Raw genomic sequence first — 22,966 nt, 5'->3', positions numbered from 1 at the left:
CCGTTGTCTTTTGCGAGCCGGTTACAGCGCGCGCGGCGGCGATACGATCTCGACCGTCGCGGTGCGGCCGGCGACCAGCGCGGTGCCCGGCGGCACGTGATCGAGCGCGATGCGCACCGGCACGCGCTGCGCGAGGCGGACCCAGCTGAAGGTCGGGTTGACGTTGGCGAGCAGGGTGGCGCCTTCGCCGCGGTCGCGGTCCTCGATGCCGGCGGCGATACTTTCGACGCGGCCGCTGATCCTGGCCCGGTCGCCCATCAGCCGCACCGTGGCGTGATCGCCGACATGGATGTGCGACAGCTTGGTCTCCTCGAAATAACCGTCGACATGCAGGCTGTCGACGTCGACCAGAGCCATGATGCCCTTGCCCGCGGTGACATAGGTGCCCGGGCGGATGTTCATGTTGGAGATGATGCCGTTGACCGGCGCATGCACTTCGCTGCGGTCGAGGTTGAGGCGCGCGACGGCAGCGTCGGCCACCGCCTGATCGTAGGCGGCCTTGGCCCCGAGCTGGGCGGCCTGCACCTGCTCCAGCTTCTGCTTCGAGACCGCGTTGTCGCTGAGCGCCTGGTAGCGCACGAGATCGGCGTTGGCCTGATCGAGCGCCGCCTGCCGTCCGGCCACCACGGCGTTGGCCTGCTCCAGCGCCAGCGCGAAGCGGGCACGGTCGATGCGGAAGACGACGTCGCCGCGCTTCACCCGCTGATTGTCGCGCACCAGGATCTCGGTGACGAAGCCGGGCACGTCGGCGGCCACCGTGACGACGTCGGCACGGACGCGTCCGTCCCGCGTCCAGGGCGCGTCCATGTAGTAGGACCACAGGTAGCGGCCGGCGCCGAGGGCGGCGATCACGGCGCAGGCGGTGATGATGAGGCGGCGAAGCAGAGGCGTGCGGTTGGTCATGACATGAACTCGGAGGACAGGAGGGCGGCGCCGCCCAGCAGGCAGACGAACAGGGCGAGATCGAACAGCGCGGGATGCCACACCAGGCGGTAGAGGCCGCTGCGGGCCAGCAGCGGACGCAGCAGCGCGCAGACGAGGTAGATGGCCGGCGCCCACAGCAGCAGCGCCGGCACCAGAATGCCGAACAGGTCGATATCGTTTCTCATGCGACGGCTTGCTGGAGTGACAGGGAGGGATCGGGGGCGTAGGCCGCGGCGGCGGGGAACAGCGCACGACGGATGCCGACGAGGCCGATCACGGCATCGTCGCGCGCGTCCGGCCTGTCTTCACTCATGACATGGCCGAGCGCTTCGTCGATCCGCGCCAGCAGGCCCGGCGGCATCGCGCCGCCGTCGTGATGGCGGAAGGCGGCCGCGAGTTCATCGAGCATGGCGTCGGTCGCCCGCAGCGTCGGCGCGGATAGCCCGTGGCGGGCGCGGCGCAGGTCGACGATGTTGAGGCCGACGCGCAGCTCGCGCAGGCCATCGCTGTCGCCGGCCGCGTCCGCCGGCATCGCCGACAGGCGCTGCGCCAGCAAGCCGATGCGGTTCATCATCACGCCGGCGAAGACCGCGCGATCGCGCCGGCCGCGATGTTCGGCGGCGAGCGCCAGCGTCACCCAGCCGTGGCGGACGAGGCGTCGGGTGCTCCATTCGGCGCCGACCGAGCGCGCGAGACGGGACACGATGACGGCGAGTTCGACGCCGACCAGGAACGCGACGCTGGAATTGACGAAGGCGCCGAAGTCGGCGCTGTAGCTTGCCTGCAGCGCGAGCAGCGTCGCGGTGTTGGCGGATAGCGCCATGCCGATGAAGGTGGTCTGCGGCCGCGCCATCAGGAGGCCGAAGACGAGGAATGCCGGCGCGATGGCCGCGACCAGCAGCTCGACATTCGAAATGCCGGGCAATATCGCGAACAGGTAGAGCGCGACCACCACCATCGCGGCGATCGACCACAGGCCGAAGCTGCGGATGCCGACGGACGGATCGTCCTGGGCGGCGAAGAACGAGCAGCCGACCGCGGCCATCATCGGCGCGGAGGCGCCGTCCTGCCAGCCGGTGCCGATCCAGAATGCGCAGCACGCCAGGATCGCGAGCGCAGCGCCGCCGCCCGACCACACCGCCATGGCGACATCGCGGTGGCGCACCGGCGCGGCGCCGCCCTCGGGATGAAACAGCAAAGCGTCCGCCGCGACCGGCTCGCCGACGGCGATGGCGCGCTGCAGGGTGCGGCAGTCCTGGGAGATGTCGACGAGTTCGCGCATCCGCAGCAGCAGGCTGGCGGTCACGATCTCGTACCACGATGCGCGGGTTTGCAGCACCGGCAGCTGCGCCGCGATGGCGGCGCGGAAGCTGTCGGCGGAGCGCCGCCCGGCGTCGTCGCGTGCCACCCATTCGGCCAGTTCGTCGATCAGTTGCCGCAACGGCGGTTCTTCCGTCGCGAGCCCTTCGCCGGGCACCGCGATGTGTTCGCCGGGCACGACGCCGTGTCGGCCGAGCGCGTCGATGCGGTCCGCGATGGAAGCAAGCAGCGGCGGCAGCATCAGCATGCGCAGGCGCAGCGCCTGCAGGTTGGGCACGAAGGAGACGTCGACCGAGCGGTCATAGGCGAGATGGTCGGCGAGGTTGTCGATCTCGACGGCGTCGGCGGCGAGGCGCAGCCGCAGCGCGCGCTGCGGGCCGTCGGCGCCGTGCCCGTAGAGCACCGCCTGGCTCAGCCGGCGGGCGTCGGCGAGCCAGCTGTCGACCCGGCCGGCGACGGCGGGGCCGAGGCTGCGCGGCAGCACGATGGTCGAGACAAGCGTGGCGCAGATGATGCCGAGGCTGATTTCCTCGACGCGCGCGAGCGCGGTGTCGAAGATGGTGGCGGGCTCGGTGACGGCGGGAAAGCCGATCAGCGCCACGGTGTAGCCGGCCAGCATAAACATGTAGCTGCGCGGCGTGCGGTCGAGCAGCGAGATGCACAGGCACAGCCCGACCCATAGCGCGATGGCGAGGCAGAGCAGCTCCGGCGCGCCGACGAGGTTCGGCACCAGCGCCACGGTGGCGGCGGCGCCCAGCAGCGTTCCTGCGATGCGGAACAGCGCCTTCGATTGCGTGGCGCCGGCGAACGGCTGCGAGGTGATGTAGACGGTGGCCATCGCCCAGTAGGGACGCGGCAGGTCGATCCACAGCGCGATCATGAAGGCGGCGATCGCCGCCGCGAAGCTCTTGAGCGAGTGGATGAGATCGGCGTGGCGGACGAGAAACGGCGGGCGCGCGGTGGTCATGACGAAAGCTGCAGGGTGTCCAGCGAGCCGACGGCGTGGCGTTCGATGGTGCGCAGCGTCTCGAAGGTGATGGCGATGTGGTCGGGTGGGATGCCGTGCAGCAGGTCGGCGCGAACGCCGTCCAGCACGCGGTTGATGTCGTCGGCCTTGGCCTCGCCGAGCGTGGTGAGATGCAGCAGCTTTGCGCGGCGGTCGGTCGGGTCTTCCTGGCGTTCGACGAGGCCATCGGCTTCCAGCAGGTCGATCAGGCGCACCAGCGAGGGCCCCTCGATGCCCATCTCGTCGGCGAGCACGCCCTGACGGATGCCCTTGCCGCGGCGTGACAGAATCAGCAGCGGGTGCGCCACGGCTTCGGACATGCCGTGGGCAATCAGCGCCAGGTCAGCCTTGCGGCGCCAATGCCGGGCGAGCCGCGCGACCAGCAGGCCGAGCTCCGCACGCATGGTGAAGGAGGAGGTCATGTCAAATAGATAGCATCCTACTAATTAGGATTCAATCGTCCTGCCGGGCTCCAGTGCACAGGTCGCCTGGACACAAGAAAAAGCTTCAAGGGATCAGCACCTTGACGCTGATCACAACATCGCTAGCGCGGCCGGGCATGTCCGCAGGAGGCTGACGGGAGAGGGATCAGGCGGCCCCCGCCACGGGGAGGCATCCACAGGCGGCAATCGGCGGGTGATAACCTCCGGCGTGGTCTTGTCGTTTGCGGGGCCGGTGGCCATGTTCCGGTCCCGGCGTCGGGCCTCCGCGGTATATGATGTGTCGCGGGCAGGGCGAGTCGCTGCGGGTTCCAGCCGTGGCCAAATGCAGACCTTGCCGAATGCAGAACTGGCCAAATTCAGACTTGGCCGAATGCAGACTTGGCCGAATGCGGAAAAGGCGCCGATGCATCAATACCACGACCTGCTCGAACGGATTCTGGCCGACGGCGCGGAGAAGACCGATCGCACCGGCACCGGGACGCTGTCGGTGTTCGGCCATCAGATGCGCTTCGACCTCGCGCGCGGCTTCCCGATGCTGACCACCAAGAAGCTGCCGCTCAGGGCGATCGTGCACGAGCTGCTCTGGTTCCTGGCCGGCGACACCAACATCAAGTATCTGCACGACAACAAGGTCACGATCTGGGACGAGTGGGCGGACGAGAACGGCGATCTCGGACCGGTCTACGGCAAGCAGTGGCGCTCCTGGCAGGCGCCGGACGGCCGCACCATCGACCAGATCAGCAACCTGATCGCGATGATCCGCAGGAGCCCGGACTCGCGCCGCCTGATCGTCTCGGCCTGGAATCCGGCCGACGTCGACCAGATGGCGCTGCCGCCGTGCCACTGCCTGTTCCAGTTCTATGTCGCCAGGGGGCGGCTGTCGTGCCAGCTCTACCAGCGCTCGGCGGACGTCTTCCTCGGCGTGCCCTTCAACATCGCGTCCTATGCGCTGCTGACGATGATGGTCGCGCAGGTCACCGGCCTGAAGCCCGGCGAGTTCGTGCATACGCTCGGCGACGCCCATCTCTATTCCAACCATCTGGAGCAGGCGCGGCTGCAACTGACGCGGGCGCCGCGCGCGCTGCCGACCATGGTGCTCAATCCCGACGTGAAGGATATCTTCTCGTTCCGCTACGAGGACTTCACCCTCACCGGCTACGATCCGCATCCGCATATCAAGGCCGAGGTCGCGGTGTGAGCGCGGCGGCCAGCGCCACGCCGCTGCAGATGGTGTTTGTGGTCGCCGTCGCCGACAACGGCGTCATCGGCCGTGACAATGCGATGCCGTGGCGGCTCAAATCCGATCTCAAGCGCTTCAAGGCGCTGACCTTCGGCAAGCCGGTGGTCATGGGCCGAAAGACGTTCCTGTCGATCGGCAAGCCGTTGCCCGGGCGGACCAATATCGTGGTGACGCGTGACACCGGGTTCCAGGCGGCGGGCGCAATCGTCGCGCGGTCGCTTGACGCAGCGCTCGATGTCGCGCGCGGCGATGCGCTGCGTCGTTTAGCCTCCGAAATCATGGTGATCGGCGGCGCCGAGATCTATGCCCAGTGGATCGACCGCGCCGACCGTCTCGAGGTCACGCACATCCATGCGCAACCTGACGGCGACGCATTTCTCCGTGATTTAAGGGCTCCGGACCCGGCGCGCTGGGACGAGACCGCGCGCGTGCTCAACGACGCCGGCGCCGACGACAGCGCCAGTTTCACTTATGCGACATATCTACGCCGGGCGTCGCATTAACCCCGTTTCCCGATGTTTGCATTGACAAAAATCGGGCCGCGCCTACCTGCTGGCGGACTGGTTGCTGCGTTGTAAGGGGCGAAGCCGTCCCCTATAAAGCCGTCCGGCTTGCGTCCGACGCCGTCGGTCCGCGTCAAGGAGACAACTGATGCCGTGGAAGAATCAAGGTGGCGGCCCATGGGGCTCGGGTCCGAAGGGGCCGTGGGGCTCCGGCCCGCAGTCGTCGGGACCAAGGCCACCCGATCTCGAGGACCTTCTGCGGCGCGGCCAGGACCGCCTGCAGTCGATCCTTCCCGGCGGTCATTTCAGCGTCATGGGCATCGTGCTGCTGCTGGTTGCGGCGGTGGCGATCTGGGCGCTGTCCGGCTTCTTCCGCGTGCAGTCTGAAGAGCTCGGCGTCGTGCTGCGGTTCGGTCAGCATGTTCGCACCGTCGGCCCGGGCCTGCACTACCATGCGCCGTATCCGATCGAGAGCGTGCTGCTGCCGAAGGCGCTGCGCGTCTCCACGCTGAGCATCGGCATGCGCTATGACGAATCCCGCCGCGGCGGCAGCTTCCGCGACGTGCCGGAAGAGAGCCTGATGCTGACCGGCGACGAGAACATCGTCGATGTCGACTTCACCGTGCTGTGGCGCATCAAGAACGATGGCGTCGGCGACTACCTCTTCAACATCCAGAATCCCGAGGGCACCGTGAAGGCGGTGGCCGAGAGCGCGATGCGCGAGGTGATCGGCCGCACCAACATCCAGCCGATCCTGACCGGCGCGCGCACTGCGACCGAGACGGCGGTGCAGGACCTGATGCAGAAGACGCTCGACAGCTACAATTCCGGCGTGCTGATCCAGCAGGTGCAGATGCAGAAGGTCGACCCGCCGGCGCAGGTCATCGACGCCTTCCGCGACGTGCAGGCGGCGCGCGCCGACCTCGAGCGGCTGCAGAACGAGGCGCAGACCTACGCCAACCGCGTCGTGCCCGACGCCCGTGGCCGCGGCGCACAGATCCTGCAGGCAGCGCAGGGCTACAAGGAGCAGGCGGTGGCGGAGGCCAAGGGCCAGACCGCGCGCTTCCTGAAGGTCTATGACGAATACAAGAAGGCGCCCGACGTGACGCGGCAGCGCATCTATCTCGAAACCATGGAGCGGGTGCTCGGTTCAGCCGACAAGGTCGTGATCGATCCGGGCTCATCAGGCGGACAGGGACAGGGCTTCGTGCCCTATCTGCCGCTGACCGAGCTGATGCGCCGGCCGCAGGCCGCGCCGCAGGCACAGCAGGGGAGCACGCGATGAAGTCCGGCGTTTCAGGAATCGTGGCGATCCTCTTGCTGATCGCCCTCGTCGTGGTCAGCTACAGCGCGCTGTTCACCGTGCGTCAGACCCAGCAGGCGCTGGTGGTGCAGTTCGGCAAGCCGGTGAAGGTCGTCACCGAGCCGGGCCTGCACGTCAAGGCGCCGTTCATCGAGAACGTGATCGAGATCGACAAGCGCATTCTCGACCTCGAAAACCCGTCCCAGGAAGTGATCGCGTCCGACCAGAAGCGTCTCGTGGTCGACGCCTTCGCGCGCTATCGCATCAAGGACGCGCTGCTGTTCTACCAGCGCGTCGGCACCATCCAGGCCGCGAACCTGCAGCTCACCACGTTGCTGAACTCGGCGATGCGCCGCGTGCTCGGCGAGGTGACGTTCATCCAGGTGGTGCGCGACGAGCGCGACGCCCTGATGACCCGCATCCGCGACCAGCTCGACCGCGAGGCCAACGCCTACGGCATCGCCGTGGTCGATGTCCGCATCCGCCGCGCCGACCTGCCCGAGCAGAACAGCCAGGCGGTCTATCAGCGGATGCAGACCGAGCGTCAGCGCGAGGCTGCCGAGTTCCGCGCCCAGGGCGGCCAGAAGGCCCAGGAGATCCGGTCCAGCGCCGACCGCCAGGCGACGATCATCATCGCCGATGCCAACTCGCAGGCCGAGCAGATCCGCGGTGAAGGCGACGGCGAGCGCAACCGCATCTTCGCCGAAGCCTATGGCAAGGATCAGGACTTCTTCGCGTTCTATCGCTCGATGGCGGCCTATGAGTCGGGCCTGAAGCCGAACGATACCCGCTTCGTGCTGCGGCCCGATTCGGACTTCTTCCGCTACTTCAGCAATCCGGCCGGCAAGACGGCGGCTCCCCGGGCGGGCGCCGCGGCTCCCGCCAACCAGTGACGACCACGCAGGCGCCGGTCATTCCGGCGCCTGTTCCTTTTGTGCCATTGCCTCGGCCATGACCGTGGTCATGGCCTGCCGCGCCCGAGCGCCGACCAGCCCTTCCGAAAACCGCTTTCCACGTCCGCGGCTCATGCATTAAACAGCACGGGCGGATCGCCGTCGCGGCGGCCCGCGGGGTCTGTCTAAGGCGATGGGGCGAAGTCCCGCGCGACGGGACACGACGGTTCAAGCATCGCGCCACGCGAGCGTCGCCGGGGAGGCTGGGTGTGCTGAGGTCGATTGCGTTTTCCGACTTGCTGGTCGGCGTCGGCATTCTTCTCGTTGTCGAGGGCCTGCTGTTTGCGGCCCTGCCGAACTGGATGCGCGAGGCGATGAAGAGCGCCATCCTCACCCCCGACAACATCCTGCGGGTGGTTGGCATCGGCTCGGCGGTGTTCGGCCTGATCCTGATCTGGCTGATCCGGCGCTACTGAGGCCGCCGGTCGTCCGTGCCGCCGGTGGTGTCCGGCCGCCTTCGCCGCATGGTCACGATTTTGCGATGATGCCCGCGTAAACGGGTGCCATCGGAACGCGCCGGCATTCGCGGCCAAACGCCCGTATTTCGCCGCAATCCGCGCCTTGATCGAGGCCGGAACCGCTTGCGCCGGCCCCTCGTTCCGGCGCACTCTGGCCCGGACTTGGCGATCCCTTTTGTTTCAGGAGACGACCACCCTATGACCAATGCCATCGCAGCATTGAGCCACTGCCTGCCTTCGCGATCCCGGCTGTTTCGCCCGATCGTTCGTGCTGCGGCCGGTGCCGCCGTCGCTGGCCTGCTGGCGGCCTCGCCCGCCGCGGCGCGCGGACCGGACGGCATCGCCGACGTCGCGGAGAAGGTGATCGACGCGGTCGTCAACATCTCGACCTCGCAGACCGTCGAGGCGCGGGGCGGCGAAGACATGCCGAACATGCAGCTGCCGCCGGGATCGCCCTTCCAGGAGTTCTTCGACGACTTCCTCAAGAACCGCCGCGGCGGCAAGGGTGGCGACAAGGGCTTCCAGCCGCGCAAGGTGAACTCGCTGGGATCGGGCTTCATCATCGATACGGCGGGCATCGTGGTCACCAACAACCATGTCATCGCCGACGCGGACGAGATCAACGTCATTCTCAACGACGGCACCAAGTATCGCGCCCAGGTGATGGGTCGCGACAAGAAGACCGATCTTGCGGTGCTCAAGTTCACGCCCGACAAGCAGATGACCGCCGTCAAGTTCGGCGACTCCGACAAGCTGCGCCTCGGTGAATGGGTGGTGGCGATCGGCAACCCGTTCTCGCTCGGCGGCACGGTGACCGCCGGCATCGTCTCGGCGCGCAACCGCGACATCAACTCCGGTCCCTACGACAACTACATTCAGACCGACGCCGCCATCAATCGCGGCAACTCGGGCGGCCCGCTGTTCAACCTCGATGGCGAGGTCATCGGCGTCAACACCGCGATCATCTCGCCGTCGGGCGGCTCGATCGGCATCGGCTTCGCCGTGCCGTCGAAGACCGTCGCGGGCGTCGTCGAGCAGTTGCGCCAGTTCGGCGAGACCCGCCGTGGCTGGCTCGGCGTGCGCATCCAGCAGGTCACCGATGAAATCGCCGACAGCCTGAACATCAAGCCGGCGCGCGGCGCGCTGATCGCCGGTGTCGAGGACAAGGGTCCGGCGAAGCCTGCCGGCATCGAGCCGGGCGACGTCATCGTCAAGTTCGATGGCAAGGACATCAAGGAGATGAAGGACCTGCCGCGCGCGGTGGCTGATACCGCGGTCGGCAAGAGCGTCGACGTCATCGTCATCCGCAAGGGCAAGGAAGAGACCAGGCAGGTTACACTCGGCCGCCTGCCCGACGACGAAAAGCCGACGCCGGCCTCGGCCAAGTCGAGCACGCCCGACACCGACAAGACGGTGACGCAGAAGGCGCTCGGCCTCGATCTCGCGGCGCTGACCAAGGATCTGCGCACGCGCTTCAAGATCAAGGAGAGCGTGAAGGGCGTGATCATCACCGGCGTCGACGGCGCGTCCGATGCCGCCGACAAGCGGCTCAGCGCCGGCGACGTCATCGTCGAGGTGGCGCAGGAAGCGGTGACCAACGGCGCCGACGTCAAGAAGCGGGTCGATCAGCTCAAGAAGGACGGCAAGAAGTCCGTGCTGCTGCTGATCGCCAATGCCGACGGTGAGCTGCGCTTCGTGGCGCTCAGCTTGCAGTAAGCCGTCTCTGCAATCGTGATGAGAGCGATGGCCGGGCTTGTCCCGGCCATCGTCGTTTTGACGGTCGCGCTGCTCAGCGGGCGTCGTCGTGAACCCTGCGGAAGGCATCGCGGGCGGCATCGTGCAGCTCGAAGCCGATGCCGGGCGCCTGTGGCAGGTCGACGAATCCGCCGCTGACCGTCATGCCCGGCGCGACGCCGCTGAACGGCGCAAAGCCGAGCGGCGTGATCTCCGCGCCGCCGAGGCCGAGCGCGGCGACGACATGCAGCGCGAACAGGTGGCCGCCGTGCGGCCAGAACGCGCTGCGCGGCCAGCCCGCGGCGGTGAGATGGTCGACGATCGGCAGGTAGCCCGTCAGCCCGTAGCAGTGCACGGGATCGAACAGCAGGATGTCCTGCGCCGGCCGCAGTCCGCCATATCTGTCGAGCAGCTTCGCTTCGGCCAGAGAGAACAGCGCTTCGCCGGCTGCGATCGGTGGCGCGTAGGCGGCCGCGACATCGCCATGGGTCGCGAAGTCGTGGGGATCGCAGATGTCCTCGAACCACCACAGGCCGAGCGGCGCGAGCTGCCGCGCGGCGACGAGGCCGCGGTCGCGGTCGTAGCTGTTCATAGCATCGACGGCGAGGCGCGCGGCATCGCCGAGCACGGCGGCCGCCGCCGCGATGCGGCGCAGGTCCTGGTCGATCGGCAGCGCGCCGATCTTGATCTTGGCATGGGTGAAGCCGAGATCGGCAAAGCGGCGCATCTCGTCGGCGAGACGGGCGAGGTCGTCCACCGGATAGACGTAGCCGCCGCCGGCATAGGCCCGCACGCGCGCAGGCGGCGGCTCGCGGCAACCGATCCGCCGCGCCAGGAAGCGATGGAGCGGTTCGCCGGCGATCTTCGCCGCCGCGTCCCAGATCGCCATGTCGAGGGCGCCGACCGCGACACAGCGCTCGCCATGGCCGCCGGGCTTTTCGCCGGCCATCATCACGCGCCAGACGCGGAACGGATCGAGGTTGGTGCCGGCGTCATCGCACAGCGCCTCCGCCGGCGCCGCGCGCAGGCGGGGTGCGAAGCGCTCGCGGATCAGGCCGCCCTGCGCATAGCGTCCGACCGACGCGAAGCCGTAGCCGATCACGGGGGCGCCATCGCGGATCGCGTCGGTGACCACGGCAATGAGGCTGGTGGTCAGCCCGCCGGACGCGATCGCCGGATCGACGTAGCGCGACACGGCGATGGTGCGTTCGCGGATATCGACAATGCGCATGGCCTGCTCCGGCTCCGCTAGTCCAGCCGCCGCCAGACCGAGATCGGCGTGTCGCCGTTCGGCCGCGGCGGCACGCTGTAGCTGAGCTCGCCGCCCTTGAGCTCGTAGCGACGCGCTTCCGTGGCGCCTTCCCAGTTGGGATAGGACGACGCCTCGATGCGGAAGGTCAGCGTGCCTTTCGCCGGATCGAGCGCCATCGTGCCGTAGTGGGTGCTGGCGCCGAGCACGGCCTGCCTGAACTCGGCGTCGGTGCCGGCGGCCTTGTCGCCGGCGGCGAAGCGCGGCCGTTCGGCCTTGAAGATCTGCAGCGAGTAGTGGCCGCTGGCGTCCACCAGCAGCAGGCCCTTGGGCGCTGCGCCGTAGTCGCGGCCGCGGCTGCCGTCGGGATGGACGACGTCGGCGGCGACCAGGGTCCAGGTGCCGGCGAGGGGAAAGGTGGCTGGCGCGGCGTGCGGCATGGCGAGGCCGAGCGTCAGCAGGCCGAGGGCCGCAAGGCCGGCGGGCAGGGCAGGGAAGGTCTTCATGGGGCAGGCTCCGGAAGGATGGGCTGCCGCACGATAGGCCTGTAAATTCATAAGAAAATACGATAGTTCTAAATCATCGAATTCAAAAAACTGAACGATGAGCCGCGTCAACCTCGACATGGACGTGCTGCGGACGCTGGTGACCACCCAGCAGTTCGGCAGCTTCAACCGCGCCGCCGACCATATCGGCCGCTCGCAGTCGGCGGTCAGCCAGCAGATCCGCAAGCTCGAGGAGCAGGTCGGCGAGCCGCTGTTCCACAAGCAGGGCCGTCATCTCGTGCTGACCGACGCGGGCGAGCTGATGCTGGCCTATGCGCGCCGCATCCTCGATCTCAACGACGAGGCCGTCGCCGCGCTGCACGGCCGCGCGGTGGAGGGGCAGGTGCGGTTCGGCCTGCCGGCGGACTTCGCCGAAACGTGGTTGCCGACGGCGCTCGGTCGCTTCCGCCGCAGCCATCCGGCGGTGCGGATCGACGCGGTGGTCGATCGCAATCGCCGGCTGCTGGAGCGGCTCGACAACGGCGAGCTCGATCTCGTGCTGGCGATCGGCAGCGGCATGCGCAGCGACGCCGCGGTGCTGGCGCCGCTGCCGCTGGTGTGGATCGGCGCGGCGTCGGCCAACACGGTATGGCCGCCCGACGAGCCGTTGCCGCTGGCGATGTACGAGGCGCCGTGCTTCTTCCGCCAGCGCGCGCTCGCCGCGCTCGACGCCGCAGGCGTGCGCTGGCGCATTGCGTTCACGAGCCCGAGCCTGCACGGCCTGTGGGCGGCGGTCGCCGCCGGTCTCGGCGTCACGCTGCGCACGGCGGTCGGGCTGCCGTCGACGCTGCGTGTCATCGATGATGGTCTGCCGGCGATCGCCGAGGGAGCGTTGCCGGTGTGCCTGCATGACGGCGGCCGCGCGCTGGCGCCGACGCTGGCGGCGTTGCGCGCCACCATCGTCGCCACGGTGGCGGAGAATCTGCCGGCGTGAAGTAGGCTTAGGCGGTGACGAATTCGGTGCGCTTGAAGCCCTGGGCGTAGAGCAGCGCGGAGAGGTCGCCATGGTCGATACGCGCGCCGGCGGCGGCGGCGACCTTGGGCTTGGCGTGATAGGCGACGCCGAGGCCGGCGGCCTCGATCATCGCCAGATCGTTGGCACCGTCGCCGACGGCGAGGGTGTCGATCGCATCGAGATCGAACGACTCGCGCAGCTCCAGCAGCGTCGCGAGCTTGGCCTCGCGGCCGAGGATCGGCTCGCTCACCGTGCCGGCGAAGCGGTCGCCGTCGGTCTCCAGCGTGTTGGCGCGGTTTTCCTGGAATCCGATCATCGCCGCGACGCGGGTGGTGAACACGGTGAAGCCACCCGACACCAGGCAGGTGTAGGCGCCATGGGCGCGCATGGTGCGCACCAGTTCGATGCCGCCCGGCGTCAGGGTGATATGCCTGGCCAGCACCTCGTCGACCACGCTGGTCGGCAGGCCCTTGAGCAGCGCGACGCGCTCGCGCAGCGCCGGCTCGAACGCGATCTCGCCGCGCATCGCTCGCTCGGTAATCGCTGCGACGTGGGCCTTGAGGCCGGCGAAGTCGGCGAGTTCGTCGATGCACTCCTGGCCGATCATGGTCGAATCCATGTCGGCGAGAAAAAGCTTCTTGCGTCGCGTCGCGACCGGTTGCACCACAATATCGATCGGCAGGTCGCCGCGGGCCGCGCGCAGCCGTTCGGCGATGGCGCGGGGATCCTCGTCGCTGCTGAAGGTGATATCGGCGGCGACCTCGTCGTGCAGCCACGATGGTCTGGCGTCGGCGGGCAGAATGGCGCACGCTGCGTCGATCGCCGTGCTGTCCAGCGCGGGGTCGTTGGGATTGGAAATCAGCGTGGCGACGAGCGACATTGCAGACCTTGGGCTAGGGAGGACCGGGGCGTGAACCACAGGGGCAGCACGTGAACAGACATCGTCCGTTCCGGGCCGTGCTTATCGCAGGACCGACCGCCAGCGGCAAGTCGGCGCTGGCGCTCGACCTCGCCTGCGCCGTCGACGGGATCATCATCAATACCGATTCCATGCAGGTCTACCGGGACTTGCGGGTGCTCACCGCGCGCCCGACGCCGGACGACGAGGCCCGCGCGCCGCACCGCCTGTATGGCTATGCCGACGCCGGCGTGAACTGTTCCGCCGGGATGTGGGTCAACGACGCGGTGTCCGCCCTCTATGAGGCGCGGGAGAGCGGCCGGATCCCGATTTTCATCGGCGGCACCGGGCTGTACTTCAAGGCGCTGACGCGGGGGCTGTCGGCGGTGCCGCCGATTCCGCAGAAGGTGCGTGACGACGTGCGGACGCGGCTGGAGCATGGCGGCGCGGAGGCGCTGCATCGGGAACTGGCGCTGCGCGATCCGCTGATGGCGCTCAAGCTCAAGCCGCGTGACCGTGTCCGTGTCGCCCGGGCGCTGGAGGTCGTCGAGGCCACCGGCCGCTCGCTCAGCGACTGGCATCGCGAGGGCCTGCCACCGCTGTTGCCGCCGGACGAGACGCTGGCGCTGTTCCTGGCGCCGGAGCGTGCCGAGCTCTACGATCGCATCAATGCCCGCTTTTCCGTGATGCTGAACGAGGGCGCGCTGGACGAGGTCGGTCGTCTCGCCGCCCGCGGGCTCGACCCGCTGTTGCCGGCGATGAAGGCCCACGGTGTGCCCGCGTTGATCCGCCATCTCGCCGGCGAGATCGATCGCGACGAAGCCATCGCCATCGGCCAGACCGACACCCGCCATTACGCCAAGCGCCAGTTCACCTGGTTCCGCCACCAGATGCCCGAGTTCCAGTGGATCGCGCCCCACGAGGCGCGTGCCTGGCTCGCCGAGGCGTTTGCCCTGCGCGGGCTGGGGTAACGACAGCGCGCAAGCCCGAAAGGGGCGTCACGACCATCTCTCGATGGGTAGAGAGACCTGTCGGGGAGAGAGCGTATGGACGACGCGGTGCGGCGGGCTGTCGAGGGCGCCGCAATTCTGGCGGCGAGGCAGGGGAACATCAGCTTTCGCGACCTCAACGAACTGCTCGGTCATGCGCCGCTGACGGTCGGGCAGATCGAGCAACTGCTCGCGGCATTGAGTGTGCGGCATATCCACCTCGTTGACGACGACTGAACGGCGTGCCGGGAGTGTGGACTCCGCTGCTCAGTGATGCCCGGAGGCGTCGCCACCGCTGTGTCCGCTGCCGAGCAGGTCACGCGCAGCGCTCGCGTCGCCGCTGTCGCGGTTGTCGGGATCGCGCTGGTTGCTGAGGCCGCGCCAGAAGCCGAAGTAGAAGAACGCGCCCAGTCCGATCAGCGCCAGCAGGGGGAGAAACCAGTGTGGCATGGTGCGTCTTTCATGCTCCGGGGATCTACACCCCTATCAGTCGCTGCCGGCCCGTCGGAGGTTCTCCGGACCGGCGGAGGTTCTGAAACCCGTCCGCCGGGCGCGCATGGCTCGCCCGCCAACTTTGCCTCTCGCTCTGCGGAATGAACCGCGTTAGGCTCGGAACCGCGCTGGAAATGGCCCCCAAAAGGCGCGTTCGGCTTGACTTTGGCCGGGTGGGGGCTATAAGGCGCGCAACCTTCAGGAATTCTGGACGAGAAATGCGCAATATTATTACCAACATTGTCGTACTTATCGTCCTTCGACACACCGCCGGGGGTGGCTGAGGCCATCTGAAATCCTGGCGGTGTGAAGGGCCCTTCAGAGGCCCTTTTTTATTACCTCGAACGACTTTCCGGGGGCCTGAAGCTCCCCGGCCAAGCGGCAAGCGGATCCGGAGTGAACCATGAGCGACAGCACGAGCAACGATCCCAACCAGATGACCGGCGCGGCGATGATCGTCCGCGCGCTGATCGACCATGGGGTCGAGCACATCTTCGGTTATCCCGGCGGCGCTGTCCTTCCGATCTATGACGAGATTTTCCAGCAGAACCAGGTCGAGCACATCCTGGTGCGCCACGAGCAGGGCGCCGGCCATGCGGCCGAAGGCTATGCCCGTTCGACCGGCAAGCCGGGCGTGGCGCTGGTGACGTCGGGTCCGGGCGCGACCAACATGGTCACCCCGCTGACCGACGCGCTGATGGATTCGATCCCGCTGGTGTGCATCACCGGCCAGGTGCCGACCCATCTCATCGGCAACGACGCGTTCCAGGAGTGCGACACCGTCGGCATCACCCGGCCCTGCACCAAGCACAACTGGCTGGTGCGCCGCATCGAGGACCTGCCGCGCGTGCTGCACGAGGCGTTCTATGTCGCGACCACCGGCCGTCCGGGCCCGGTGGTGGTCGACGTGCCCAAGGACGTGCAGTTCGCGGTCGGCACCTACACGCCGCCGCGCAAGTCCGATGTCCATGTCTCCTACAATCCACGCCTCAAGGGCGACGCCGAGCAGATCCGCAAGGCGGTGTCGCTGCTGGCGAACGCCAGGCGCCCGGTGATCTACTCCGGCGGCGGCGTGATCAATTCCGGCCCCGAGGCCTCGCAGCTGCTGCGCGAGCTGGTCGCGGTCACCGGCTTCCCGATCACCTCGACGCTGATGGGCCTCGGCGCCTATCCGGCATCGGGCAAGAACTGGCTGGGCATGCTCGGCATGCACGGCACCTACGAAGCCAACATGACGATGCATGACTGCGACGTCATGCTGTGCGTCGGCGCGCGCTTCGACGACCGCATCACCGGCCGCACCGATGCGTTCTCGCCGGGCTCCAAGAAGATCCACATCGACATCGATCCGTCGTCGATCAACAAGAACATCCGCGTCGACGTGCCGATCATCGGCGACGTCGCCAACGTGCTCGGCGACCTGCTGCAGGTGTTCAAGGCCGAGGCGAAGGCGCCGGACATCAAGCCGTGGTGGCAGCAGATCGCCGCCTGGCGGGCGCGCAACTCGCTCGCCTACAAGAAGAACGACGAGGTGATCCTGCCGCAATACGCGATCCAGCGCCTGTTCGAGCTGACGCGTGGCCATGATACGTACATCACCACCGAGGTCGGCCAGCACCAGATGTGGGCGGCGCAGTTCTTCGGCTTCGAGGAGCCGCACCGCTGGATGACCTCCGGCGGCCTCGGCACCATGGGCTACGGTCTGCCGGCGGCGCTCGGCGTGCAGGTCGCCCATCGCGACAGCCTGGTGATCGACATCGCCGGCGATGCCTCGGTGCAGATGACCATGCAGGAGATGTCCTCGGCGGTGCAGTACGAACTGCCGATCAAGATCTTCATCCTCAACAACCAGTACATGGGCATGGTGCGGCAGTGGCAGCAGCTGCTGCATGGCAACCGCCTGTCGCACTCCTACTCGGAGGCGCTGCCGGACTTCGTCAAGCTCGCGGATGCATTCGGCTGCGTCGGCATGCAGGTCACCAAGCCGCGCGATCTCGACGGCGCCATCGAGGAGATGATCCGCATCAAGCGCCCGGTGCTGTTCGACTGCCGCGTCGCGGCGCTGGAGAACTGCTTCCCGATGATCCCGTCGGGCAAGGCGCACAACGAGATGCTGCTGCCCGCGGAAGCCACCGACGAGGCGACCGCGAAAGCGTTCGCCGGCGGCAAGGCGCTGGTGTGAGCTGATAGATGCCGATGGATGGCCACACATTCTGCGTCATGCGCGGGCTTGACCCGCGCATCCAGCTTCGACGGCTGAGCCGCGTTGAAGCAAGCTGGATTGCCGGGGCAAGCCCGGCAATGACGCGGGGAGTGGAGCGCGGCGAGCGATCCCAATTGCAGTTGTTGACCTTTTAAGAGCACCGCCATGACCCAGCCTGCCTCCGCCTACTTCCTCGATGACCGCAAGGACCCGAACGAGACCCACACGCTGTCGGTGCTCGTCGCCAACGAGCCCGGCGTGCTGGCGCGCGTCATCGGCCTGTTCTCCGGCCGCGGCTACAACATCGACAGTCTCACCGTGTCGGAGACCGAGCACCACAAGCACGTCTCGCGCATCACCATCGTCACCACCGGCACGCCGCAGGTGATCCAGCAGATCAAGCACCAGCTCGACCGCATGATCCCGGTCTACAGCGTCGTCGACATGACGCTGGCCGGCAACGCCATCGAGCGCGAGCTCGCCATGGTCAAGGTCCGCGGCACCGGCGAACACCGGGTGGAATCGCTGCGGCTGGCGGAAGCGTTCCGCGCCCGCGTCATCGATGCCTCGACCGAGAGCTTCGTGTTCGAGATCACCGGCTCGACCGCCAAGATCGACCAGTTCATCGACCTGATGAAGCCGCTCGGCCTCGTCGAGGTCGCGCGCACCGGCGTCGTCGCCATCGTGCGCGGCCCCGAGAGCATGTAACGGGCGGCTCGCCGCAACGACGGAACGAGCGTGATGTCGCAACACATCCTCGTCGCCTTCATCGTGTTCGCCGTGGTGGCGTTGTACACCCCGGGGCCGAACAACGTGATGCTGATGACCTCGGGGCTGAACTTCGGCTTCCGTCGCACGCTGCCCCATGTTGCGGGGGTGGCCATCGGCTATGCGTTCCTGGTCGGGGTCATCGGCTTCGGTCTTGGCGCTGTGTTCGAGGCCTGGCCGGTGCTGCAGACCGTGCTGAAATACGCCGGCTGCGCCTATCTGGTGTATCTCGCGGTGGCGATCGCGCTGTCCGGCCCGGCGGATGCCGAGCGGGCCGCCGAGGGCCGGCCGCTGTCGTTCTTCGGCGCCGCCCTGTTCCAGTGGATCAACGTCAAGGGCTGGGTCGTCGCCATCGGTACGATCACGGCCTATGCTGCAGTTGCGAGCTATCCCTGGAACATCGTGATCCTGACAGCGCTGCTGCTGGTGCTGGGGTTCTCCTCGTCGATGGCCTGGGCGCTGTTCGGCACCTGGCTGAAGCCGATCGTGACCTCGCCGCGCGCGGTGCGCGTTTTCAATGTCGCGATGGCGCTGCTGCTGCTGGCCTCGCTGTATCCCGTGCTGACGGAGGCATGATGTCGCTTCTAGTTATGCAGAAACTACCGGTCTGGAGGGGCTTTCGGGCTTGTCTGGACCGGCTCGCCGCCCTACACAACGGCGGCAATTCGACCGGGCCCGCCCCGATGGACGGCCTGACCCACCCCACTTTCTGGTGACCGGGCAATCAGGCCCCCCAGACGAAGAGGAACGACCATGCGTGTTTACTACGATCGTGACGCCGACCTGAACCTGATCAAGGGCAAGAAGGTCGCTGTCGTCGGCTATGGCAGCCAGGGCCACGCCCACGCGCTCAACCTCAAGGACTCCGGCGTCAAGGAAGTCGCGATCGCGCTGCGCAAGGGTTCCGCGTCGGCCAAGAAGGCCGAGGCTGCCGGCTTCAAGGTGCTCGAGGTCGCCGAGGCCGCCAAGTGGGCGGACGTCATCATGATGCTGACCCCGGACGAGCTGCAGGCCGACATCTACCGCGACCACCTGCACGACAACATGAAGAACGGCGCGGCGCTGCTGTTCGCCCATGGCCTCAACGTCCACTTCAACCTGATCGAACCGCGCGCCGACCTCGACGTGCTGATGGTCGCGCCGAAGGGCCCGGGCCACACCGTGCGCTCCGAGTATCAGCGCGGCGGCGGCGTGCCCTGCCTGATTGCGATCCACAAGGACGCGTCGGGCAACGCCCATGACCTCGGCCTGTCGTACGCCTCCGCCATCGGCGGCGGCCGCGCCGGCATCATCGAGACCTCGTTCCGCGAAGAGTGCGAGACCGATCTGTTCGGCGAGCAGGTCGTGCTCTGCGGCGGCCTCGTCGAGCTGATCAAGGGCGGCTTCGAGACGCTGGTGGAAGCCGGCTACGCGCCGGAGATGGCGTACTTCGAGTGCCTGCACGAAGTGAAGCTGATCGTCGACCTGATCTATGAAGGCGGCATCGCCAACATGAACTACTCGATCTCCAACACCGCCGAGTACGGCGAGTACGTCACCGGCCCGCGCATCGTGACGCCGGAGACCAAGGCGGAGATGAAGCGCGTCCTCGCCGACATCCAGAACGGCATCTTCACCCGCAACTGGATGCTCGAGAACAAGGTCAACCAGACCTCGTTCAAGGCGACCCGCGCCAAGCTCAGCCAGCACCAGATCGAGGAAGTCGGCGCCAAGCTCCGCGACATGATGCCGTGGATCAAGAAGGGTGCCCTCGTCGACAAGTCGAAGAACTGAGCTCGTTTGATTTTGCGGGACGCGCAATGCGATCTCGCTACGCAATGGCCGGAGCTCCGCTCCGGCCATTGTCGTTTGTGGGGGATGTGATCCGATGAGTTTCCACATTTCCAGCGTCATCACCGGTCGGACGCCGACGGGTCCGCGCGAGGCGCGGCCGGATGACAGGCTCCGCGTCGAGACCCGGTGATCCAGCTTAGGCAGCTCATGTTCTGTTGCGAGGAAGCTGGATTGCCGGAGCAAGTCCGGCAATGACGCATTGGGTGGGGCGATTTTCGAAACGTAACCGACAGGTTTGCAGCCCGGATATTGCGGCGCTCGTCCGGGCGACCTGCTGCGTCATTGCAAACCTTGCTCCTCATCCTGACGAGGCGGCGCAGCCGCCGTCTCGAAGGATGAAGGCCGATGCCGTCGTTCTGTAGCCTCATGGTTCGAGACGCGGCCGCTCCTCACCATGAGGAGGGAGGTCGTCATCTGGTCGAACCATGAGGGAGAAGCCGTCGCCTGACCGACGAACGGTGCGCGCCGAAGCAGGTATTTGAACCCGGCCTCTGCCCCGTCCGACGAAGCTCTCAGACGCGCAAGGCATTCGCGTGAGAGGTTTTGCATCCATGACTGGGAGATGGTCGATCGCCGCCGGCTTGCTCGTCGCCGCACTGACGCTGGCGCTGGGCCCGATGGCGTCAGCAGCCGAGCCGGATCGCGCCAAAAGATCTGACGACAAGCGATCGGTCGAGGCATGCCTGGCGTCGGCCGGTCGCGGCACCAAGGCGCTGGAGACCTGCATCGGCAAAGTCGCGGACGCCTGCATCGGGCCCGACGAGGGCGCCCGGCGGGATTCCGAAGTCATCGCCTGCCTGGATGGCGAGCAGGCGCAGTGGGATCGGCTGCTGAACGAAGCCTATCAGGCGCTGCTCAAGGGCCTCGATGCGGACCAGCAGGTCAAGCTGCGCGCGATGCAGCGCGCCTGGCTCGACAGCCGCAAGAAGAGCTGCGACTTCCTCTACGATTTCTTCCAGGGCACGATGGCCAATCCGATGATCGCCAACTGTCTCAACCGCGAGACGGGACGACGGGCGATCTTCCTGCGTCTCTTCGTCGACGATCTGCCGCGGCAATAGCCATGCAGCCGATGGCGGGCTGCGCCTGTCCGCCGTGCTGGGCTTTCTCGGGCTCGCGGCGTTCGCCGCGGTCTGGGTGCAACTGCTCGGCGAGTTCCACCCGTGTTGAGCCGGTGGGAACGTGCGCACGGCCATCCTGGTTGATCACGATGCTGATGCGGAATCGGCGAAATTGCCATACATCTGGACCATGGAAACGCCATCGCCCGCTGTGCCGGCCTTCGACGCGACGTTCCGCCGGCATCTGCTCGATCTGCTGGTGTGGCGGCGCGACGTCCGCCACTTCCGCCGTGAGGCGTTGCCCAAAGGCACCCTTGCGCGCCTGATCGGCCTTGCGTGCCTTGCGCCGTCGGTCGGGCTCAGCCAGCCCTGGCGGTTCGTGCAGGTCGACGATTCCGCGCGCCGCCGGGCGATCCGCGACAACTTCGAGGCCTGCAATGCCGCGGCGTTGCAGTGCCAGGCCGGTGAGCGCGCGGCGCTCTATGCGCGGCTCAAGCTCGCAGGTCTCGACGATGCACCCTGCCAGTTTGCGGTGTTCGCCGACCGTGCGACCGCACAGGGCCATGGCCTCGGCCGCCTGACCATGCCCGCGACCATCGAGTACTCCGCGGTGATGGCGGTGCACACGCTGTGGCTCGCCGCGCGCGCCGAAGGCATTGGTCTCGGCTGGGTATCGATCCTCGATCCGGCCGCAGTGGAAGCAGCGCTCGCGGTGCCCGCGGGCTGGACCTTCATCGGCTATTTCTGCCTCGGCTATCCGCAGCATTGCGACGACGTCCCGGTGCTGGAGCGCGAGGGCTGGGAGAGCCGCCGCGCGCCGGACACGGTGCTGCTGCAGCGCTGACGCGGCGGGTTCAGATGGTGGCGCACCGCAGGGCGTACACCGCCTGCGGTGCGGCGATGCCTTTCAGGGGATGGCGGCCGAGCGGCACGGTGCGATCGTGCGGCAGCAGCGCGGCGATCGCGTCCGACACCACCACCGGGCGGTCGAGTACGGCGCAGAGCTTTTCCAGCCGCGCGGCATGGTTGACCGCTGGGCCGATCACCGTGAAGTCGAGCCGGGCGCTGGCACCGATGTTGCCGAACAGCACTTCACCGAGATGCAGGGCGAGCCCGAAGCGGACCTGCGGTTCGCCGGCGGCATCGCGCTGTGTGTTGAGCGCGGTGATCGCGTCCTCGGCGGCGATCGCCGCCCGCACCGCCTGCGTCACCGCATCGGCGCGGGCCGTGGCGCCGGCGATGGGAAAGATCGCCAGCATCGCATCGCCCATGAACTTGAGGATCTCGCCGCCCGCGGCGGTGACCGCACCGCCCATCGCGCCGAAATAGGCGTTGAGCAGCGCGATCACGGCGTCGCGCGGCAAGCGGTCTGACAGCGTGGTGAAGCCGCGCAGGTCGCAATACCAGATCACGGCCTCGATGGCCTGGCCGCCGCCGCGCCGGACGTCGCCGGCGAGAATGCGCTGGCCGGCCTCGCGGCCGACATAGGCATCGAGCAGGTGGACGGCGGTGTCGCGCAGCGAGTGAACCTCGACGATGCGCGTGAACGCGAACTTCAGCTGATACAGCCGGTCGAGGTCGCGGCGCGAGAAACCGCCAGATACGTCGGTCATCAGGCTGAGGGCGTCGATGTGCCCGGTCGAGAACAGCAGCGGCTCGGCGACGTAGTCGGTGGCGCCGTCCTGTTTGAGCTCGCGCAGCACCGGCGCGGTCGGCTCGTCGTCCTCGAGACGCACCCGCACGGTGCGACGCTCGTCGAACACGGTGAACAGCGGGCTTTCGAGAAAACGCGCTTCCTGGCGCAGCCCGTGCGGGGCTTCGCCGACCTCGGCCTCGCCGCCGCGCCGCCAGGTGTAGGCCTTGCCGGCGATCTCCGGATGCAGCGTGAACTGGAAGTAGGCGAGGCGCCACAGCGGAATGCCGGCGTCGATGATCTGCTGTCCCGTCGCCGCGATCAGCGCGAGGGTGTCGGTGATCCGGTAGGCCTCTGTCACGAACCAGCGGGCGAGAGGATCGCTGTAGACGCGGGCGGCGATTTCATCATCCATGCCCGATCATAGCGGGAAACGGTGGCCTCGGCAGCCGTTTC

At 67.6% G+C, this 22,966-nt stretch carries 24 protein-coding genes; 15 read left to right on the top strand and 9 right to left on the bottom strand.

The window, feature by feature from the left end:
• Positions 1 to 21: 21 nt before the first annotated feature.
• From JQ639_RS13880 to JQ639_RS13865, 4 genes are read right to left on the bottom strand one after another with little or no spacing between them, the layout of a single operon-like run.
• On the bottom strand, positions 22 to 903 hold the full coding sequence (locus JQ639_RS13880; RefSeq protein ID WP_211967157.1) for an efflux RND transporter periplasmic adaptor subunit: 882 nt from the start codon (positions 901 to 903) through the stop codon (positions 22 to 24).
• On the bottom strand, positions 900 to 1,109 hold the full coding sequence (locus JQ639_RS13875; protein WP_211967158.1) for a DUF1656 domain-containing protein: 210 nt from the start codon (positions 1,107 to 1,109) through the stop codon (positions 900 to 902). Before JQ639_RS13875 ends, JQ639_RS13880 begins: the two co-directional genes overlap by 4 nt.
• Positions 1,106 to 3,211, bottom strand: coding sequence for an FUSC family protein (locus JQ639_RS13870; protein ID WP_211967159.1), 2,106 nt, complete (start codon positions 3,209 to 3,211; stop codon positions 1,106 to 1,108). Before JQ639_RS13870 ends, JQ639_RS13875 begins: the two co-directional genes overlap by 4 nt.
• Positions 3,208 to 3,672 carry a MarR family winged helix-turn-helix transcriptional regulator gene (locus JQ639_RS13865; RefSeq protein WP_211967160.1) on the bottom strand — a complete coding sequence of 155 codons (465 nt, stop codon included), beginning with the start codon at positions 3,670 to 3,672 and terminating at the stop codon, positions 3,208 to 3,210. The genes JQ639_RS13870 and JQ639_RS13865 overlap by 4 nt, the downstream gene beginning before the upstream one ends.
• A 424-nt stretch (positions 3,673 to 4,096) precedes the next feature.
• Between JQ639_RS13865 and JQ639_RS13860 the strand changes: the two genes are divergently transcribed.
• The 6 genes from JQ639_RS13860 (at position 4,097) to JQ639_RS13835 (ending at position 9,866) form a co-directional block, all read left to right on the top strand.
• Positions 4,097 to 4,891 carry a thymidylate synthase gene (locus JQ639_RS13860; protein WP_211967161.1) on the top strand — a complete coding sequence of 265 codons (795 nt, stop codon included), beginning with the start codon at positions 4,097 to 4,099 and terminating at the stop codon, positions 4,889 to 4,891.
• Between the two features lie 29 nt (positions 4,892 to 4,920).
• Positions 4,921 to 5,436, top strand: a complete 516-nt coding sequence (locus JQ639_RS13855) for a dihydrofolate reductase (protein ID WP_211967267.1) — start codon at positions 4,921 to 4,923, stop codon at positions 5,434 to 5,436.
• A 148-nt stretch (positions 5,437 to 5,584) separates the two neighbouring features.
• On the top strand, positions 5,585 to 6,721 hold the full coding sequence (gene hflK / locus JQ639_RS13850; protein WP_211967162.1) for an FtsH protease activity modulator HflK: 1,137 nt from the start codon (positions 5,585 to 5,587) through the stop codon (positions 6,719 to 6,721).
• Positions 6,718 to 7,632, top strand: coding sequence for a protease modulator HflC (hflC, locus tag JQ639_RS13845; protein WP_211967163.1), 915 nt, complete (start codon positions 6,718 to 6,720; stop codon positions 7,630 to 7,632). Before hflK ends, hflC begins: the two co-directional genes overlap by 4 nt.
• A 272-nt stretch (positions 7,633 to 7,904) precedes the next feature.
• Positions 7,905 to 8,108, top strand: coding sequence for a DUF2065 domain-containing protein (locus tag JQ639_RS13840; RefSeq protein ID WP_211967268.1), 204 nt, complete (start codon positions 7,905 to 7,907; stop codon positions 8,106 to 8,108).
• Positions 8,109 to 8,348: 240 nt separating this feature from the next.
• The gene (locus tag JQ639_RS13835; protein ID WP_211967164.1) at positions 8,349 to 9,866 is read left to right on the top strand and encodes a DegQ family serine endoprotease; all 1,518 of its coding nucleotides are present in this window, start codon (positions 8,349 to 8,351) and stop codon (positions 9,864 to 9,866) included.
• A 73-nt stretch (positions 9,867 to 9,939) separates the two neighbouring features.
• On the opposite strand, the gene JQ639_RS13830 is transcribed toward JQ639_RS13835, so the two are convergent.
• Together JQ639_RS13830 and JQ639_RS13825 are read right to left on the bottom strand one after the other, a co-directional pair.
• Positions 9,940 to 11,115: an enolase C-terminal domain-like protein gene (locus JQ639_RS13830; RefSeq protein ID WP_211967165.1), complete on the bottom strand. Its 1,176-nt coding sequence runs from the start codon at positions 11,113 to 11,115 to the stop codon at positions 9,940 to 9,942.
• Between the two features lie 17 nt (positions 11,116 to 11,132).
• Positions 11,133 to 11,639, bottom strand: coding sequence for a lipocalin-like domain-containing protein (locus JQ639_RS13825; RefSeq protein ID WP_211967166.1), 507 nt, complete (start codon positions 11,637 to 11,639; stop codon positions 11,133 to 11,135).
• Positions 11,640 to 11,736: 97 nt separating this feature from the next.
• On the opposite strand from JQ639_RS13825, the gene JQ639_RS13820 reads away from it, so the two are divergent.
• Positions 11,737 to 12,612: a LysR substrate-binding domain-containing protein gene (locus tag JQ639_RS13820; protein WP_211967167.1), complete on the top strand. Its 876-nt coding sequence runs from the start codon at positions 11,737 to 11,739 to the stop codon at positions 12,610 to 12,612.
• 7 nt (positions 12,613 to 12,619) lie between these two features.
• Here the strand turns inward: JQ639_RS13820 and serB are convergent, their stop codons facing one another.
• Positions 12,620 to 13,513 (bottom strand): phosphoserine phosphatase SerB, encoded by an 894-nt coding sequence (gene serB / locus JQ639_RS13815; protein ID WP_211967168.1) that lies wholly within the window; start codon positions 13,511 to 13,513, stop codon positions 12,620 to 12,622.
• Positions 13,514 to 13,563: 50 nt separating this feature from the next.
• Here serB and miaA point away from each other — a divergent pair, with 50 nt between their 5' ends.
• Positions 13,564 to 14,502 (top strand): tRNA (adenosine(37)-N6)-dimethylallyltransferase MiaA, encoded by a 939-nt coding sequence (gene miaA / locus JQ639_RS13810; RefSeq protein ID WP_211967169.1) that lies wholly within the window; start codon positions 13,564 to 13,566, stop codon positions 14,500 to 14,502.
• A gap of 75 nt (positions 14,503 to 14,577) precedes the next feature.
• Positions 14,578 to 14,757 (top strand): hypothetical protein, encoded by a 180-nt coding sequence (locus JQ639_RS13805; protein ID WP_211967170.1) that lies wholly within the window; start codon positions 14,578 to 14,580, stop codon positions 14,755 to 14,757.
• Between the two features lie 30 nt (positions 14,758 to 14,787).
• Here the strand turns inward: JQ639_RS13805 and JQ639_RS13800 are convergent, their stop codons facing one another.
• The gene (locus JQ639_RS13800; protein ID WP_211967171.1) at positions 14,788 to 14,970 is read right to left on the bottom strand and encodes a hypothetical protein; all 183 of its coding nucleotides are present in this window, start codon (positions 14,968 to 14,970) and stop codon (positions 14,788 to 14,790) included.
• 445 nt (positions 14,971 to 15,415) lie between these two features.
• On the opposite strand from JQ639_RS13800, the gene JQ639_RS13795 reads away from it, so the two are divergent.
• The 6 genes from JQ639_RS13795 (at position 15,416) to bluB (ending at position 21,721) form a co-directional block, all read left to right on the top strand.
• Positions 15,416 to 17,194, top strand: a complete 1,779-nt coding sequence (locus tag JQ639_RS13795) for an acetolactate synthase 3 large subunit (protein WP_211967172.1) — start codon at positions 15,416 to 15,418, stop codon at positions 17,192 to 17,194.
• Between the two features lie 186 nt (positions 17,195 to 17,380).
• Positions 17,381 to 17,923, top strand: coding sequence for an acetolactate synthase small subunit (gene ilvN / locus JQ639_RS13790; RefSeq protein ID WP_211967173.1), 543 nt, complete (start codon positions 17,381 to 17,383; stop codon positions 17,921 to 17,923).
• Between the two features lie 33 nt (positions 17,924 to 17,956).
• On the top strand, positions 17,957 to 18,559 hold the full coding sequence (locus JQ639_RS13785; RefSeq protein WP_211967174.1) for a LysE family translocator: 603 nt from the start codon (positions 17,957 to 17,959) through the stop codon (positions 18,557 to 18,559).
• Between the two features lie 177 nt (positions 18,560 to 18,736).
• The gene (gene ilvC / locus JQ639_RS13780) at positions 18,737 to 19,756 is read left to right on the top strand and encodes a ketol-acid reductoisomerase (protein WP_211967175.1); all 1,020 of its coding nucleotides are present in this window, start codon (positions 18,737 to 18,739) and stop codon (positions 19,754 to 19,756) included.
• Between the two features lie 611 nt (positions 19,757 to 20,367).
• Positions 20,368 to 20,877, top strand: coding sequence for a lysozyme inhibitor LprI family protein (locus JQ639_RS13775; protein ID WP_211967176.1), 510 nt, complete (start codon positions 20,368 to 20,370; stop codon positions 20,875 to 20,877).
• A 211-nt stretch (positions 20,878 to 21,088) separates the two neighbouring features.
• Positions 21,089 to 21,721 carry a 5,6-dimethylbenzimidazole synthase gene (gene bluB, locus JQ639_RS13770; protein WP_211967269.1) on the top strand — a complete coding sequence of 211 codons (633 nt, stop codon included), beginning with the start codon at positions 21,089 to 21,091 and terminating at the stop codon, positions 21,719 to 21,721.
• A 10-nt stretch (positions 21,722 to 21,731) separates the two neighbouring features.
• Here the strand turns inward: bluB and JQ639_RS13765 are convergent, their stop codons facing one another.
• The gene (locus tag JQ639_RS13765) at positions 21,732 to 22,925 is read right to left on the bottom strand and encodes an adenylate/guanylate cyclase domain-containing protein (protein WP_211967177.1); all 1,194 of its coding nucleotides are present in this window, start codon (positions 22,923 to 22,925) and stop codon (positions 21,732 to 21,734) included.
• Positions 22,926 to 22,966: the final 41 nt, after the last annotated feature.

The sequence above is a fragment of the Bradyrhizobium sp. U87765 SZCCT0048 genome, from assembly GCF_018131225.1.
GTDB lineage: Bacteria > Pseudomonadota > Alphaproteobacteria > Rhizobiales > Xanthobacteraceae > Bradyrhizobium_A.
Note: the sequence above shows the minus strand (reverse complement) of the source record. Positions and strands in the feature narration are given on the sequence as shown.